Here is a 16,080-nt window from a genome sequence, read left to right as displayed (position 1 = left end):
TTTGGCCATGCGGCCAGAAAATGAGACGAGTGGTCGACGGCGGTCGTTCATCGAGGAGGCGCGGCGACGGCAGATCATTGCCGCGGCGGTCGAGGTGATTTCCGAGGTCGGGTATACGAACGCGTCGCTGGCACGCATCGCGAAGCAGGCGGGGATCTCCAAAGGGGTGATCTCCTACCACTTCGACGGTAAGGACGAGCTGATGGCCGAACTGGTCACCCAGCTCTACATCTCCGGGGGTGAGTTCATGGCTCCGCTGATCGGTCAGGCCGTGGGAGCGCGCGACAAGGTGATGACCTATCTGACAACCAATCTGCAATTCATCGACGACAACCGGACCTACCTCGGCGCGCTGATGGATGTGGTGACCAATCTGCGCGATGCCGATGGGTCGCTGCGATTCGGCTCGGACAACGCCGAGGAACCGATCATCCGGCCGCTGATCGAGATGCTGCGCGCCGGTCAGGACGACGGCGAATTCGGCGACTTCGATCCGGTGGTGATGGCCAAGGTCATGCGCGACATCATCGACGGCGCGGCGGGGCGTGCCATCCGCGAACCCGATTGGGACGTGGGCAAATACACCGCGGAAGTGTGCCGGATCTTCGAACTGGCCACGGGGAAGGGGAAGAACCGATGAGTACGGTGCTGGAAACCGATGCGCGCCAGCCGGATACGAGCGCGGCGTTACCGCCGTTCGCGAGGGCCGGGGTGGCGGCGGTGGTCGTCGTCGCGGCGATCGCGATGGGCGTCTCGATCGGCCGATACGGATTCTTCGGCGATGAACTGTATTTCATCGCCGCCGGACGCAGGCTCGCCGAGAGCTATGCCGATCAGGGTCCGCTGCTGCCCGCGATCGCGCGGCTGATGGATCTGATCGCGCCGGGTTCGCTGGTGGCGCAACGGATTCCATCGGTGCTGGTGACCCTGGGGGCGATCGTGCTCAGCGCGCAGATCGCCCGGGAGTTCGGCGGATCGCGCGGCGCGCAGACGCTGTCCGCGGTCACCTACGCCACCTCGGTCTTCCTGTTGGTTCAGGGAACGCAGTTGTCCACCAACACGATCGATACCGCGCTGTGGGTGGCGATCACCTGGCTGCTGGTGCGCTGGGTCCGCACCCGTCGCGACGATCTGCTTTTGTGGGCCGGTGTCGTCACCGCGATCGATATGCAGGTGAAGTGGCTGATTCCGTTCCTCTGGGTGGCGGTGGCGATCGGTGTGCTGATCTGCGGCCCGCGGGAGCTGCTGCGGCGTCCGGCACTGTGGTGGGGCGCCGCGGTGACGGGATTGACCATGCTGCCCAGTCTGTTCTGGCAGGCGCGGCACGACTGGCCGCAGCTGGGTATGAGCGCGCAGGTGGCCTCCGAACAGGAGACTATCGGCGGCCGGTTGACCTTCGTGCCCCTGGCGCTGGTGTCCGCCGGTGTGCTGGGTCTGTTGCTGGTCGTGTGCGGAATGGTCGCGCTGTTCCGCTGGGAGGCGTTGCGGCCGTATCGCTTTTTCGGTGTGGCGCTACCGGTGCTGTTCGCGGTGTTTCTGATCACCGACGGACGGCCGTACTACGTCGTGGGGATCTACCCGGTGGTGATGGCGGCCGGCGCGGTGTTCTGGATGCGACGCGCCGCGCGCTGGCGCACGATCGTGGCGGCGGTGCTGGCGGTCGCGTCGGCGGCGCTCACTGTGAGCAGCCTGCCGCTGAAGCCGGAACACGAGCTGCAACCCGCCGCCGACCAGAGGGCGGCGATGCTGAATATGGGGACCTACGCCAAACTCGGCTGGCCGGAACTGGCCGCGGCCACCGGGGCGGCCTACCGCGCACTGCCCGAGGCGCAGCGCGCCGACGCCGTGGTGATCACCGAATCGTACTGGCAGGCAAGCGCCCTGGACTTCTACCGCGAGGCCGACGGTCTACCGGCGGTGTACAGCCCCAACCGCGGTTTCGGCTATTTCGGCACGCCACCGGATTCGGCGACCACGGTCCTGTGGGTGGGCGGCGACGAGGCCGACCTGCGTACGCGTTTCGCCTCGGTCACCCCGATCGCCCGCCCGCACTCCCGGCTCGGGATTCCGGAGGAGAACACCGACGTCACCATCTGGCGCTGCGACGACCCGAAAACCGCGTGGTCCCAGACCTGGCCGGGCATATTGCGGCTGGGCTGAGCTTCGAGCCGAGAAGCCGTTTGCGGACTGGCCCGACAGCCCTCGCGGGTCGGGGGCGCCGCGATGATGTTCGGCCGCCGCCCAGCGGCGGCGGCCGGACACGGGATCAGTTGGTCGTGGTCACCGTCTGCAGGACGATGTCGGAGGCGGGCGGTCCGTCGGGGGAGCCGTCGCGGGTGCCGCCCGCGGCGATGTTCTGCAGCACGTTCATGCCCTCGGTGATGTGTGCGAAGGGCGTGTACTGCGGCGGCAGCGGGGAGTTGGAGTAGACCAGGAAGAACTGGCTGCCATTGGTGTTCGGACCCGAATTGGCCATGGCGACGGTACCGGCCGGATAGGTTGCGCCGACGAGGTTCTCGTCGTCGAACTTGTAGCCGGGATCGCCGGTGCCGGTGGCAGTCTGGTCACCGCACTGCAAGACGAAGATGTTCGCGGTGGTCAGCCGGTGGCAGCGGGTGTTGTTGAAATACTGCTGGTCGGAGAGGAATTTGAAGGAGTTGACTGTGCGCGGGGCGTGCGCGGCGTCCATGGCCAGCGTGATCGTGCCGCAGTTGGTCTGCAGATTCGTGGTGTAGGCCGCGTTCGGATCGATCGACATGGCGGGCTCGGCCGGGAACTTCTCCGGCTGCGGCTGGGCGTCGGCCGCGGTCATACAGCCGGGCGCCTGGGTGTGGGCGGGGACGGGTTCGGCGAAGGCGCGACCGGTGACCAGGATCGCGACGGAGACGCCCGCGGCCACCAGGCCGAGACGACGGAGAGTTGTGTGGCGCCGACGAATTCGCCGGGCGGGCTGGGCGGAATCGAGCTCGGAAGTCTGGGGAACGCTCTGCACCGGGGTGAGCCTCCTTGATCCGGTCGCACGGGGGGATGTCGTCGGGCATCATTCCATGCCGGGCGCTGTATGCGTCGGGAGAGTGCCGGAAAAAGATGGCATCCGGTCGGTGTGTCCTGTTCGGGCATGGCGAGCCGAGAACGCCGTCGCGACGTCCTACAGTGTGCCGAAGTAGTTGCTCGTTGATAACCAATGATCCGGTTGCGACCGGAGGCGAGAACGGAGCAAGGATGAAACGTATTGCTGTGGGTGTGGTGGGAGTCGGTATCGCGGTGGCCGGTTCGGCCTTGGCGGCGGGATCGGCGAGCGCGGGCATTCCCGACGGGGTGTACTGTGCGGCCTCGGTCTGTGTGAACAGCACAGCCCAACCGCAGACGATTACGGGCACCGCCATGTGCCCCACCGCGCAGTTGCCGGTGACCTGGGTGATCGAGCCGATGAGCGCGGCGTCCATGGGCATGATGTGCCCGACCGGCGTTGCGCCGCAAACGGTTCAGTTCTGATCGTGGCCGCGATCCGGCGCATCCCTCAGGTGCGCCGGATTCGGCGGTAGGTGGGGGGTGCGGTCGCAGCGGATGCCAAATGTGCTGCGACCGAGGCAATTTCGCCGTGCGGTACGGCCGCGATGGTCACGCGGAGATGGTCGCTGGACGGATGGTCGGTAACCTCGAACGGCCCGCCGGGCGCGGCCTTGATGCCCGCGGCGGCCAGGGACACCATGGCGGCGTTCTCGTCGGCGACCGGGAGCCACATATTGATGCCGTCCGGCCGTGGGATGGAAATGCCCTGTCGGGCAAGGGCTTTGCGTAGCGCCTCGGCCCGTTCTCGGTAGGCGTTGCGGGCATCGGCGACGGCCGTGCGCGCGGCATCGTCGGTCAGCATGTGCAGCAGGACTCTTTGCAGCAATCGACTGCTCCAGCCCGGACCGAGCATGCGGCGTTCGACTACCGGATCCAGGATGTCGGCGGGTCCGGCGACCACCGCCAGGCGCAGATCCGCGCCGTGGGATTTCGAATACGACCTGATGTGCACCGTGCGATCGGGTAGTCGAGCCCCGAGCGAACGCGGCGGCGCGTGCGCGATACCGGCGGCGTGGTCGTCCTCGACGATGAGAAGCTCCGTGCCCGAGAGGACTTCGGCCAGCTCGCGCACCCGTCGCGCCGATAGTGAGGCTCCGGTCGGATTCTGCGCGCGGGGTTGCAGCAGCAGCGCCGTCGGATCGTTCGCGGCTATCGCCTGGGCCAATTCGCCGTGCAGTGGGCCGGATTCGTCCATGTCCACCGGAACCGCCCGCGCGCCGAGCCGGGCCAGCAAATCGAGAAACGGTGGAAAGCACGGGTTTTCGACCAGCACCGCATCGCCGAAGCGCACATGTGCGGTGAGCACCCGGTCCACCGCGTCCAAGGCGCCGTCCAGTACGGTGAATCGCTCGGCGCGACTGGGCCATTCGCCCCGCACCACCGCCTCCAACTCCGGCAGCATGGCATCGCCGAGATAGGTGGCCGACAGGTGATCGATCGCTCCGTCTCGCGCGAGCGCCCGTACGGCCGCGGTCAGATCGGGCAGCAGCTCCGGATCCGGCACCCCTCGGGACAGGTCGATCCGAAAAACGTTGTCCCCCCGAGGATGCAGCCGCTGATATCGCCCGAGCGGCGCGTCGACCGCTCCCGCGCCCACGAACGTCCCCGCCCGCCCCCGGGCCACAATCGCCCCGGTGGCCGCCAACGCCCGCCAGGCCTGATTCACCGTCGCGGGCGAAACCCGCAGTTCTCGAGCCATATCCCGCACGGTCGGCAGCCGCGCCCCCACCTCGACCGCCCCCGACCGAATGGCCCGCCCCACCGCCGCCGCGATCCCCGCCGCGGACCGATCCCCGAGCTCGGCCACCACCTCCCCGACCGCGACGACATCCCCGCGTGAAACAGACACCGCCCCGGACGAGGCCGCTCCCGATCCCGCGCCCGTCATCGGCCGATCTCCGCATTCGTCCGCGCCGCGACGGCTTCGATGCGTGAATGGGACTCCGCCCCGGACGAGGCTCGTCCGGCCGGTCTGCTCGGCAGATTCCGCGCTTGCCTCGGTAGGGGCCGTCGACAGCTCTCCCTACCGGCCGGGGCCGGAGGAGCGGCGGGCTGGAGGTAGGGGACGGTGGTCACAAGCGTCATTCTGCGGGGGAGCGCGGGCACGGACCATCAGCGGGACGACTTTTTACGGTCCCGAAACTGTTTCCTCACCGTTGTAACACAACGGAATTGCTTCAGGGTGCACAATCACAAAGCATGGCAATCGTTCGAGCCGCGCTCGTCCAGACCGACTGGACCGGCGACAAGGAGTCCATGATCAAAGCGCACGAGGACTACGCACGGCAGGCGGCCGCGGCGGGTGCTCGGGTGATCTGTTTCCAGGAGTTGTTCTACGGGCCGTACTTCTGTCAGCTACAGGACGCGAAGTTCTACGACTACGCCGAATCGGTGCCCGGTCCCACGACCGAGCGTTTCGCGGCGCTGGCGAAGGAACTGGGCCTGGTGATGGTGCTGCCGGTGTACGAGCAGGAGCAGCCCGGTCTGCTCTACAACACCGCCGCTGTCATCGACGCGGACGGCAGCTACCTGGGCAAATACCGTAAACACCACATCCCGCACGTCAACGGGTTCTGGGAGAAGTTCTACTTCCGGCCCGGCAATCTGGGCTGGCCGGTATTCGACACCGCGGTCGGCCGCGTCGGGGTCTACATCTGCTACGACCGGCACTTCCCCGAGGGCTGGCGCGCCCTGGGCCTGGCGGGTGCGGAGATCGTCTTCAACCCCTCGGCCACCTCGCGCGGCCTGTCGGCCTACCTGTGGAAGCTGGAACAGCCCGCCGCCGCGGTCGCCAACGAGTACTACATCGGGGCGATCAACCGCGTGGGCGTCGAAAGCGATTACGGCGACGACGATTTCTACGGCACCAGCTATTTCGTCGACCCCGAGGGCAAATTCGTGGGCGAGGTCGCCTCCGACACCTCCCCCGAGATCGTCGTCCGCGATCTGGACATGGACCTGATCAAGGTCGTCCGCGACCGCTGGGCCTTCTACCGCGACCGCCGTCCCGACGCCTACGGACCGCTGGTGAAGCCATGAGTCGAACCCTTATCCGTGGCGGAATCGTCGTGTCCGCCACCGGGTCTCAGTCGCTCGACGTTTTGATCGACGGCGAGACCATCGCCGCGGTGATGCGGCCGGGGGCATCGGTCTTCGGCGTCGATCCGGCCGATGCCGCGGAGGTGGTGATCGATGCCACCGGCAAGTACGTCATCCCCGGCGGCGTCGACGGTCACACCCATATGCAGATGCCCTTCGGCGGTACCGAAGCCTCCGATACCTTCGAAACCGGCACGCGCGCAGCCGCATTCGGCGGAACCACCACCATCGTCGATTTCGTCGTGCAGACGCCGGGCGTGCGCGTGCAGGACGCGCTCGCGTCCTGGCATGCCAAAGCCGACGGTCAATGCGCCATCGACTACGGATTCCATCAGATCATCGGCGACGTCAACGACGAATCCCTCAAAGGGATGGCCGAATTGGTGTCCGAGGGCGTGACCAGCTTCAAACTGTTCATGGCCTATCCGGGCGTGTTCTACTCCGACGACGGCAAGATCCTGCGCGCCATGCAGACCAGCGCCGACCTCGGCGCGCTGCTGATGATGCATGCGGAGAACGGGATCGCGATCGATGTCCTTGTCGCGCAGTCGATTCAACGTGGCGACACCGATCCGTACTACCACGGCGTCACCCGGCCGTGGCAGATGGAGGAGGAGGCCACCCACCGGGCGATCATGCTCGCGCAGGTGACCGGCGCACCTCTGTACGTGGTGCACGTCTCGGCCAAGCAAGCCCTCGAACAGATCGCGCACGCGCGCGGGCAGGGCCAGAACGTCTTCGGCGAGACCTGCCCACAGTATCTGTACCTGTCGCTCGAAGAACAATTGGGCGCACCGGGTTTCGAGGGCGCTAAATGGGTGTGCTCGACGCCGCTGCGCGCCCGCGCCGAGGGCCATCAGGACGAGCTGTGGCGCTACATCCGCACCGGCGACGTCACCTCGGTGGCCACCGATCATTGCCCGTTCTGTATGAAGGACCAAAAGGAGCTGGGCGTAGGCGATTTCAGCAAGATCCCCAATGGCATCGGCGGCGTGGAACACCGGATGGATCTGATGTTCCAGGGCGTCAAGGACGGCCGGATCTCGCTGGAACGCTGGGTCGAGGTGTGCTGTACGACCCCGGCGCGCATGTTTGGCATGTACCCGCGCAAGGGTGTGATCAGCCCGGGCGCGGACGCGGATGTGGTGATCTACGATCCGAACGGGCACACCAGCATCGGCCTCGGCAAGACCCATCACATGAATATGGACTATTCGGCCTACGAGGGTTTCGAGATCGACGGCCACGTCGACACCGTGCTCTCGCGCGGTCGGGTGATCATCGACGGCGACCGGTATCTCGGCAGCACCGGCCACGGCCGGTTCGTGCGCCGCGAACTGTCGCAGAACCTCATCTGAACGACCGGAAACGGAGTGTGCCCCATGGACATCGGTGTGGTTCTGCAGTGCACACCGCCCGCGTCGCGCGTGGTGGAACTGGCGAGAATAGCCGAGACGTACGGCTTTTCGCACGCCTGGACGTTCGACTCGCATCTGCTGTGGCAGGAGCCCTACGTCATCTACAGCCAGATCCTCGCCGCCACCCGCAAGATCGTGGTGGGTCCGATGGTGACCAACCCGTCCACCCGGGACTGGACCGTCACCGCCTCGACCTTCGCCACGCTCAACGAGATGTTCGGCAATCGGACCATCTGCGGTATCGGCCGCGGTGATTCGGCCTTGCGCACACTCGGCCATCCACCCGCCACGCTGGCGCGATTACGCGAATCCATCGATGTCATAAGGGAATTGGGCAATGGCCGCAGCGCCCGGGTCGGCGACACCATCGTGCGATTCCCGTGGGCGCACTCCTCGCGTTTGGAGGTGTGGGTGGCCGGATACGGGCCCAAGGCACTGGATCTGACCGGTGAGGTCGCCGACGGTTTCATCCTGCAGCTGGCCGATCCGGACATCACGGCGTGGACTGTGGCGCGGGTGCGGGCGGCGGCCGAGCGGGCCGGACGGGATCCGAACGAGGTGACGATCTGCGTGGCCGCGCCCGCCTACGTCACCGACGGGTCGAAGGAATCCCTCGTCCACGCCCGCGAACAGTGCCGGTGGTTCGGCGGCATGGTCGGCAACCATGTCGCCGATATCGTCGCGAAATACGGTGGGGACAGCGAGGTTCCGGCCGCGCTGACCGACTACATCGCGGGGCGTAGCGGGTACGACTACAACCAGCACGGCCGCGCGGGCAACACCCACGCCGATTTCGTCCCCGACGCGATCGTGGATCGCTTCTGCGTCCTGGGCACGGCCGAGGAACATGTGCAGCGTTTGCGCGAGCTCGAGGCGCTGGGCGTGCACCAGTTCGCGGTGTATCTGCAGCACGACGCCAAGACCGCCACGCTGGACGCCTACGGGGAATCGGTGCTCCCGCAGCTGGCCCGCCCGATCACCGCGACCGCGAGCGCCGGATGACGGTGCTCGGCGAACAGGCGGCCGCGACGGCCGCCGATCTGCTCGCGGATACCGCCAGCGGGCGCACCGGATGGTTCGGTGCGCGGACCCGCCGCGCGCGCTGGCTGTATCCGATCGCGGCGGCCGGACTGCTCGCGCTGGTCTGGGAATCGGTGAAACTGCTGGTTCCCGTTCAGGGTGTGAGCATCGGCGGACAGCGGGTGCTGCCGCGAACCTCCGACGGCGCCCTACCGCACGTGTGGTCGGTGGTGACCGTGCTCGGTGAACGCGACGGGCACCGCACGGTCGGCGAAACACTCTTGCGCACGGCGGGTTTCACGCTCGGGCTGGCGCTGCTCGCCCTGGCGCTGGGCACCGTCGTGGGCGTGGCGCTGGCGGTGGTGATGCAGCGCTTCGTCTGGGTGGAGCGCGGCCTGTTCCCGTATGTGATCGTGTCGCAGACGGTGCCGTTGATCGCGTTGGCGCCGCTGGTGGCCGGGTGGGGCGGCCGGATCGCGATCGGGGGACAACCCTGGCGGCCGTGGATGAGCATTGTGGTGATCGCGGCGTATCTGGTGTTCTTCCCGGTCGCCATCGGAATGCTGCGCGGGCTGCGGTCACCGTCGCGGGCCTCGGTGGAACTGCTGCACAGTTTCGCGGCCGGGTGGTGGGCGACGCTGCTGCGATTACGGTTACCCGCGGCGGTGCCGTACCTGCTGCCCGCGCTGCGCCTGGCGGCCGCGGCCGCGGTGGTCGGCGCGGTGGTCGCGGAGATATCCACCGGCACCGCGGGCGGTATCGGACGTCAGATCATCGTCTTCTCGCAACAGTCCACCGGCAATGCCGCACGCCTGTACGCCGCGGTGCTGACCGCCGCACTGCTCGGTGTGGTGTTCACCGCCCTGGTCTCGATCGCCGAGCGGGCATTGCGCCGCTACAGCCGCGCATCCGGCGGAACCCGATGACCGCCGCATGGCATCCGCTCGACCCGCCCGTGCGGTGGTAGGAGGTACCCGTTGAATACGTCTGTTGCCGAGAATGCCTCGGGGGCAAGGCGATCCGATGCCGTGACGGCCGTGGAACTGCGGCAGGTCGGCAAGATTTACCCCGCGGGCGAGGTCACCGCACTCGAGGCGATCACGCTGACCGTGGCGGCGGGGGAGTTCGTCTCACTCATCGGCCCGTCCGGCTGCGGCAAGTCCACCCTGCTGCGCATCGTCGCCGATCTCGAGCAGCCCACCTCGGGAACCGTTGCCGTGCACGGCAAGACGGCGCACCGAGCCCGCTTGGATCAGGACTACGGCATCGCCTTCCAACAGGCCGGGCTCCTCGAATGGCGTACGGTCCAGGAGAATGTGGAATTACCGCTCGAGATCCATCGAGTACCCAAATCCCAACGCCGACAACGCAGTGCGGAACTGCTCGAAATGACCGGCCTGACCGAATTCGCCGGCCGCTTCCCGGGTGAACTGTCCGGCGGTATGCAGCAGCGAGTCGCCATCGCCCGCGCCTTGGCCCGCAAACCCCCGCTGCTGTTGATGGACGAGCCCTTCGGCGCCCTCGACGAAATGACCCGCGAACGCATGCAGGGTGAGCTACTGCGCATTACCGAGGAAACCGGCGCGGCGGTGGTTTTCGTCACCCACTCCATACCCGAGGCGGTCTTCCTCTCCGACCGCGTCGTGGTGATGACCCCGCGTCCGGGCCGTATCTCCGCTGTCGTCGAGATCGGGGAGCGGGGCCGGAAGTCTTCCGCCGACAGCGATATTCGTGCCAGCGAGGGATTTTTCGCCGCCGTCGCGGAGGTGCGGGCTGCGCTGCACGGCGGGCATGAGGGCGACCGGACCGGTGCGGTCGGTAAGGAAACGCGATGAGTGGGCGCGTGCGGTGGGCTATGAGGGGTGGATCCGTTCGCGGTTTGCTGCCGCCGGTCGTCGTCGGCATCATTGTGCTGGTCGCGTGGCAACTGCTCACCACGGCCGCCAGGGTTCCCTCGTATCTGCTGCCGTCGCCGACCGCGATTTGGGATGCCTTGCGCGCCAACGCCGCCAATGTCACCGAAGCGGCGCTGGCGACCGGGGCCAATGCCCTCGTGGGTCTGCTGGCCGGGGCGACGCTCGGGATCGTGGCGGCGACCGTGGCCGTCCGGTTTCGCGTCGTGGACGGGCTGCTCGGCCCGCTGGCCGCCGCCGCGGCCGCGGTGCCCATCGTCGCGCTCGCGCCGCTGCTGAATTCGATGTACTCGACCACCACCGATCTGCCGCGTCGACTCGTCGCGACGATCGTGGTGTTCTTTCCGATCTATGTCAGCACGATCAAGGGCCTGCGGCAGGTTCCGGCCGTGCACACCGACCTGATGATCGCGTATGCCGCCACGGGTTGGCAGATCACCCGAGCCGTGCGCCTACCGGCCGCACTGCCGCACCTGTTCACCGGCTTGCGGATCGCCGCACCCGGTGCGGTCATCGCCGCGCTGATCGCCGAGTATTTCGGCGGGTTGCAGCACGGACTCGGCAGCCGCATCATCTCCGCGGCCGCCAATACCGCCTATCCCCGCGCCTGGGCCTATGTCGTCGCGTCCATGGCGCTGGGCCTGATCTTCCTCGGCGGCGTCCTGCTGCTCGAACAACTCACCCGACGACCTCGCACGATCTTCCGGAGCATCAGATGAGAAGTCCCGCAACCACACTCCGCGCCTGGCTGGCGGTGACGGCCCTCGCCCTGGCGGCCGTCACCGGCTGCAGTACGACCGATACGACCACCACCGCCGACGGGCTGACCAAGGTGAAGCTGCAACTGCAGTGGTTCAAACAGGGGCAATTCGCCGGATATCTGGCCGCGGCCAATCAGGGCTTCTACAAGGAGCAGGGCTTGGCCGTCGACATCCTCGACGGCGGCACCGATATCGTGCCGCAGACCGTATTGGCCCAGGGGCAGGCCGATTACGCGATCGCCTGGGTGCCCAAGGCGCTGGCCTCCCGCGAGGCGGGCGCGGGTATCACCGATGTGGCGCAGATCTTCCAACGCTCGGGCACCAAGCAGGTGGCGTTCAAGTCCGCGGGTATCAACGGCCCGGCGGATCTGAAGGGTAAGAAGGTCGGAAACTGGGGCTACGGCAACGAATTCGAACTCTTCGCCGGGATGACCCGGGCGGGGCTGGATCCGGCCAAGGATGTCACCCTGGTTCAGCAGCAGTTCGATATGAACGCCTTCCTCGGCCACGACATCGACGCCGCACAGGCCATGTCCTACAACGAATACGCCCAATTGCTGGAAACGAAGAATCCGGCCAACGGAAAGCTCTACACCGCAGACGATTTCACCACGATCGACTGGAACGATCAGGGTGTGGCCATGCTGCAGGACGCCGTCTGGGCCAATTCCGAGAAGTTGAAGGATCCGAAATATCAAGAGCAGACGGTGAAATTCATCGCCGCCTCGTTGAAGGGGTGGGCGTTCTGTCGCGATCATCTCGATACCTGCCGCGATCTGACCGTCGCCGCCGGATCCACCCTCGGTGCGAGTCATCAGCAGTGGCAGATCAACGAGGTGAACAAGCTGATCTGGCCGTCGCCCAATGGAATCGGCACGATCGACCCGTCCGCGTGGGATCGCACGGTGACCATCGCGAAGCAGACCCGCAATCAGGAGGGTCACACCGTGCTGACCCGCACGCCCGACGACGACGCGTATACCAACGATTACGTCGTCAAGGCATTGGATCTGTTGAAGTCACAGAGTATCGACATCATCGGAGGCGGGTACGCCCCGCAGGCGGTGACGCTGGCGGAAGGCGGTAAATGATGGACCATGTCTTCTATCCCTGGAGCGCGCAGGCGTCGGTGAATCCGATGCCGATCACCGGTGCGTCGGGATCCTGGTTCTGGGACGCCACCGGCAAACGCTATCTGGACTTCTCCTCACAGCTGGTGAACGTCAATATCGGCCACCAGCATCCCGACATCGTGGAAGCCATTGTGGCGCAGGCACATACGCTCACCACGATCTCGCCGACGGTCGGCAACGAGGTGCGCAGCGAACTGGCCCGGATGATCGTCGAACGCGCGCCCGGCGCGCTCAACCGGGTGCTGTTCACCACCGGCGGCGCGGAGGCGATCGAACACGCGGTGCGGTTGGCGCGCAGCTATACCGGGCGCACCAAGATGCTGTCGGCCTACCGCTCGTATCACGGCGGCACCGGCACCGCGATCGGTCTGTCCGGTGAGCCGCGGCGCTGGGGCGCCGAGCCGACGAATGTGGACGTGGTGCGCTTCTTCGGGCCTTACACCTACCGATCCGCCTGGCAGGCAAGCAGTCCCGAGGAGGAGTGCGCCGCCGCGCTGCGGCATCTGCGGCAGGTGATCGAGTTGGAGGGGCCCCAGCACATCGCGGGTCTGATTCTCGAGACGGTGGTCGGCACCAACGGGGTGCTGGTGCCGCCGCCCGGGTACCTGGCCGGGGTGCGTGAGCTGTGCGACGAATTCGGCATCGTCTATATCGCCGACGAGGTGATGGCCGGATTCGGCCGGGTGGGCGAATGGTTCGCCGTGCAGGCCTTCGATGTCGCGCCGGATCTGATCACCTTCGCCAAGGGCGTGAACTCCGGTTACGTACCGCTCGGCGGTGTGCTCATCGCGGAACCGATCGCCGCCCGCTACGACGAGACGGTCTATCCGGGCGGGCTCACCTATGCCGGGCACCCCCTGGCGTGTGCGGCCGGGGTGGCCTCGATCAAGGTGTTCGAGCGGGACGGCATTCTCGATCATGTGCGGACCGTCGGCGCGGATGTGCTCGGAAAGGGTTTGCAGGACTTGGCGACCCGGCATCCATCGGTCGGCGAGGTGCGTGGGCTGGGATTCTTCTGGGCGCTCGAACTGGTCCGCGATCCCGTCTCACGCGAACCGCTCATTCCGTTCGCGGCGTCGGGGCCCGCGGCCGAGCCGATGGGCCGGGTGGTGGCCGCTGCCAAGGATCGCGGGCTGTGGCCGTTCGCGGCGGCGAACCGGTTTCAGGTCGCGCCGCCCCTGCCGACCAGCGCCGATGAGATCCGTCAGGGCCTCGAGATCATCGATGAGGTGCTCGACGTCGCCGACGCCTATATCGGGTAGGCCGGATCGATACCCGGCACTGTTACTGTCGCCGACATGAAGGTGGAATTGCGGCACAATCCCTCCTCGACCGTCGCGCGCTGCTTCCTCGCCGGGGGTGAGCCGATGCGCGTGGAAAGCGGTGCCATGCTGGCACATTCGGCCGGGGTCACACTCACGGCCAAGGCCGAGGGCGGGCTGCTGGCGGGATTGAAGCGGTCGGTGCTGGCCGGTGAGTCGTTCTTCGTCTCGACGTTCACCGCGCCGCCGCAGGGCGGGTGGGTCGACGTCGCGCCCGCCCTGCCCGGGGATATGCTCGCGTTGCCGATCGGACAGGACCGGCCGTTCTTCGTCAGCCGGGGCAGTTGGATCGCCAATTCCCATGGCGTGCAGGTGGAAACGAAGTGGGGCGGACTGGCGAACCTGTTCGGCGGCGAGGGCGGATTCGGGCTGCGCGCGCACGGGCAGGGTGAGGTGGTGCTGGGCGTGTTCGGGGCGATCGACGTGATCGACCTGCAGCCCGGCGAGCCGGTGACCATCGACAGCGGCCATGTGGTCGCCTACGACCTTGCCGTGAAGTTCAATATCCGACGAGCGGTATCGGGGCGATCGCTGCAGTCGCTGAAATCCGGAGAGGGCCTGGTCTTCGACTTCACCGGTCCGGGCCGGGTACTGCTGCAGACCCGAAATCCCGGCGCCTTCGCGGCCTGGGCCGGTGCGGTCACCTCGTCGGGTTAATAGTTAGCACGAGAAATGTTATAGGGGTTCATGACTCATCGGTACGTTCTCCACCCGAAAAGCGCTTCTGCTCAGAAGTGAATCAGGCATGCTTCAGTCGTCGCTACGAATGAGTGGCGATGACCCGGAGATGAGGAGGACACCATGGACACAGGTTCCGCAGCGGGCCTGTTGGCCGACCTGCTGGCCCGAACCATCCTGAAGCTGCTGTCAGGCAGCGCCGAATAGACGCGCAGTCGCGCAAAACCGACAGCCCACCGGCCCCGCAGACCCGGTGGGCTGCTCGGGTTTTCGGGGGTGTGCGGGGACATGAAGAAGTTGGTGGCCGCTCGGGTTTTCGGGCCCGGCCAAGGGCGCGCGGGGACGACGGGGGCTGGTTGCACCCTCCCGTCGTTCCGGCAGGTCGTTGGGCGGGTCAGTTCAGGATGTCGGGGATCAGGACTCGGGTGTCGGGGACGAAGGGCCAGGCGGGGTCGGCCAGATGGGTGCGTAGGGCGGTGTCGGTCCACCACCAGCCGTCGGCGATTTCCTCTGGTTGGTGGTGGATGGGGCCGTCGTAGCGGAGTTCGTAGGCGAACAGGTGGCAGCGCATGGGTTTTCCGGCCCATTCGCCGTCCCAGGAGGCGCTGGCCAGCGGGAGGGGGCCATCGGTGTCGGCGGGGATGTCGATGCCGAGTTCTTCGGACAGTTCACGAATCGCCGCAGTGCGGGGGTCCTCGTCGGGGCCGACCACGCCGCCCGCGAGGCAGTCGTGCATGCCCGCGAAGACGGCCTTGGTTTCGGTGCGGCGGTGGACGTAGAGGCGTTCGGTGTCGGGGGAGCGCACCAGGACTCCGGCGCTGGCGTGCCACAGGCCCTCGGCGTAGACGGTCGATCGTTCCTCGGCGCCGATGGGGCGTCCGGCGCGGTCGTAGACGGCGATCACCTCACCCATGGGTGGAAGTCCTTCCGCGACGGTCGATCTCGGCGTAGGCGGCACGCAGTTGAGTTTCGGCGTCGCGGAGGTAGTCGGAGAGCAGGGTGGCGGCGGTGTCGGCCGCGCCGCCGGTCAGCGCGTCGAACACCTCGTGGTTGCGGTGCAGGTAGGGCCGGTGGAAGGTTTCGGGATCGGCGACGACGTGGAAGATCAACCGCAGGTCGTTCCAGACGCCGGCCATGAGCGAATCCAGCAGCACGCTGCCGTTGAGCGCGGTGACCGCGCGGTGGAAATCAACGTCCGCGGTACCGACGCCGGTCCAATCATTGTGCGCCGCGCAGCGTTCCGCGCGCTCGAGAGTCGCGGCAACCGGTGCCAGATCGGTGCCGGTGCGTGGATGTTCGCGCAGCGCGGCGCATTCCACGATGCGACGGCACTTGTAGACCTCGGCGATATCGTCGACGGTCGGAATGCGCACGAAGACACCGCGATTGAGTTCGTGCACGACCAACCGCTCCTCGATCAGGGTGCGGAACGCCTCACGCAGCGTATTGCGCGAAACCGTCAGCGCCGCACAGATATCCGGTTCCGACAGTCGCGTACCCGGCCGGAAGGCGCCGTCCAGGATGCCGTCGCGGACGATATCGGCCACCTGCGCGCTGCGACTGGCGCGGTCGAGCTTGCCGCGATGCGCGGCCAGGGTGGCATAGGTCTCGACGGCGGGTTGCGCCATCGCGTCCTCCTCGGGTGCCGAACCACGTGCGGATAT

At 67.0% G+C, this 16,080-nt stretch carries 16 protein-coding genes; 12 read left to right on the top strand and 4 right to left on the bottom strand.

The window, feature by feature from the left end; all coding sequences use genetic code 11:
• Positions 1–7: 7 nt before the first annotated feature.
• The gene (locus NP4_RS23240; RefSeq protein ID WP_068001503.1) at positions 8–640 is read left to right on the top strand and encodes a TetR/AcrR family transcriptional regulator; all 633 of its coding nucleotides are present in this window, start codon (positions 8–10) and stop codon (positions 638–640) included.
• Positions 637–2,160: an ArnT family glycosyltransferase gene (locus tag NP4_RS23235; RefSeq protein ID WP_068001501.1), complete on the top strand. Its 1,524-nt coding sequence runs from the start codon at positions 637–639 to the stop codon at positions 2,158–2,160. Before NP4_RS23240 ends, NP4_RS23235 begins: the two co-directional genes overlap by 4 nt.
• Before the next feature lie 106 nt (positions 2,161–2,266).
• Here NP4_RS23235 and NP4_RS23230 read toward each other — a convergent pair whose 3' ends face one another.
• On the bottom strand, positions 2,267–2,992 hold the full coding sequence (locus tag NP4_RS23230) for a peptidylprolyl isomerase (RefSeq protein WP_245997437.1): 726 nt from the start codon (positions 2,990–2,992) through the stop codon (positions 2,267–2,269).
• 230 nt (positions 2,993–3,222) lie between these two features.
• Between NP4_RS23230 and NP4_RS23225 the strand changes: the two genes are divergently transcribed.
• Positions 3,223–3,495, top strand: a complete 273-nt coding sequence (locus NP4_RS23225) for a hypothetical protein (protein ID WP_147287899.1) — start codon at positions 3,223–3,225, stop codon at positions 3,493–3,495.
• A 25-nt stretch (positions 3,496–3,520) separates the two neighbouring features.
• Here the strand turns inward: NP4_RS23225 and NP4_RS23220 are convergent, their stop codons facing one another.
• Complete coding sequence (locus NP4_RS23220) at positions 3,521–4,921, bottom strand: aminotransferase-like domain-containing protein (RefSeq protein WP_245997435.1); 1,401 nt, start codon at positions 4,919–4,921, stop codon at positions 3,521–3,523.
• Positions 4,922–5,271: 350 nt separating this feature from the next.
• Here NP4_RS23220 and NP4_RS23215 point away from each other — a divergent pair, with 350 nt between their 5' ends.
• Genes NP4_RS23215 through NP4_RS23175 form a run of 9 tightly spaced genes read left to right on the top strand, consistent with a single transcriptional unit; the run spans position 5,272 to position 14,395 of the window.
• Positions 5,272–6,111: a nitrilase-related carbon-nitrogen hydrolase gene (locus NP4_RS23215; protein WP_068001495.1), complete on the top strand. Its 840-nt coding sequence runs from the start codon at positions 5,272–5,274 to the stop codon at positions 6,109–6,111.
• Positions 6,108–7,529: a dihydropyrimidinase gene (gene hydA, locus NP4_RS23210; RefSeq protein ID WP_068001492.1), complete on the top strand. Its 1,422-nt coding sequence runs from the start codon at positions 6,108–6,110 to the stop codon at positions 7,527–7,529. Before NP4_RS23215 ends, hydA begins: the two co-directional genes overlap by 4 nt.
• Positions 7,530–7,553: 24 nt before the next feature.
• On the top strand, positions 7,554–8,591 hold the full coding sequence (locus tag NP4_RS23205; RefSeq protein WP_068001489.1) for a TIGR03842 family LLM class F420-dependent oxidoreductase: 1,038 nt from the start codon (positions 7,554–7,556) through the stop codon (positions 8,589–8,591).
• Positions 8,588–9,535 carry an ABC transporter permease gene (locus NP4_RS23200; protein ID WP_082876150.1) on the top strand — a complete coding sequence of 316 codons (948 nt, stop codon included), beginning with the start codon at positions 8,588–8,590 and terminating at the stop codon, positions 9,533–9,535. The genes NP4_RS23205 and NP4_RS23200 overlap by 4 nt, the downstream gene beginning before the upstream one ends.
• Before the next feature lie 51 nt (positions 9,536–9,586).
• Positions 9,587–10,444 (top strand): ABC transporter ATP-binding protein, encoded by an 858-nt coding sequence (locus NP4_RS23195; RefSeq protein WP_068001487.1) that lies wholly within the window; start codon positions 9,587–9,589, stop codon positions 10,442–10,444.
• Positions 10,445–10,464: 20 nt separating this feature from the next.
• Positions 10,465–11,241 carry an ABC transporter permease gene (locus NP4_RS23190; protein WP_082876149.1) on the top strand — a complete coding sequence of 259 codons (777 nt, stop codon included), beginning with the start codon at positions 10,465–10,467 and terminating at the stop codon, positions 11,239–11,241.
• Positions 11,238–12,374 carry an ABC transporter substrate-binding protein gene (locus NP4_RS23185; RefSeq protein ID WP_068001480.1) on the top strand — a complete coding sequence of 379 codons (1,137 nt, stop codon included), beginning with the start codon at positions 11,238–11,240 and terminating at the stop codon, positions 12,372–12,374. The genes NP4_RS23190 and NP4_RS23185 overlap by 4 nt, the downstream gene beginning before the upstream one ends.
• Complete coding sequence (locus NP4_RS23180; RefSeq protein ID WP_068001678.1) at positions 12,374–13,678, top strand: aspartate aminotransferase family protein; 1,305 nt, start codon at positions 12,374–12,376, stop codon at positions 13,676–13,678. The genes NP4_RS23185 and NP4_RS23180 overlap by 1 nt, the downstream gene beginning before the upstream one ends.
• 36 nt (positions 13,679–13,714) lie before the next feature.
• Entirely contained in the window at positions 13,715–14,395 is a 681-nt protein-coding gene (locus tag NP4_RS23175; protein WP_068001477.1) for a TIGR00266 family protein, read from the top strand.
• 415 nt (positions 14,396–14,810) lie between these two features.
• Here the strand turns inward: NP4_RS23175 and NP4_RS23170 are convergent, their stop codons facing one another.
• Entirely contained in the window at positions 14,811–15,329 is a 519-nt protein-coding gene (locus NP4_RS23170; protein ID WP_068001474.1) for an NUDIX hydrolase, read from the bottom strand.
• Positions 15,322–16,044, bottom strand: a complete 723-nt coding sequence (locus tag NP4_RS23165) for a GntR family transcriptional regulator (RefSeq protein ID WP_068001471.1) — start codon at positions 16,042–16,044, stop codon at positions 15,322–15,324. The genes NP4_RS23170 and NP4_RS23165 overlap by 8 nt, the downstream gene beginning before the upstream one ends.
• Positions 16,045–16,080: the final 36 nt, after the last annotated feature.

The sequence above is a fragment of the Nocardia pseudobrasiliensis NBRC 108224 genome, assembly GCF_001613105.1.
GTDB classification, from domain to species: Bacteria; Actinomycetota; Actinomycetes; order Mycobacteriales; family Mycobacteriaceae; genus Nocardia; species Nocardia pseudobrasiliensis.
This window is presented reverse-complemented; position numbering and strand designations above follow the sequence as displayed.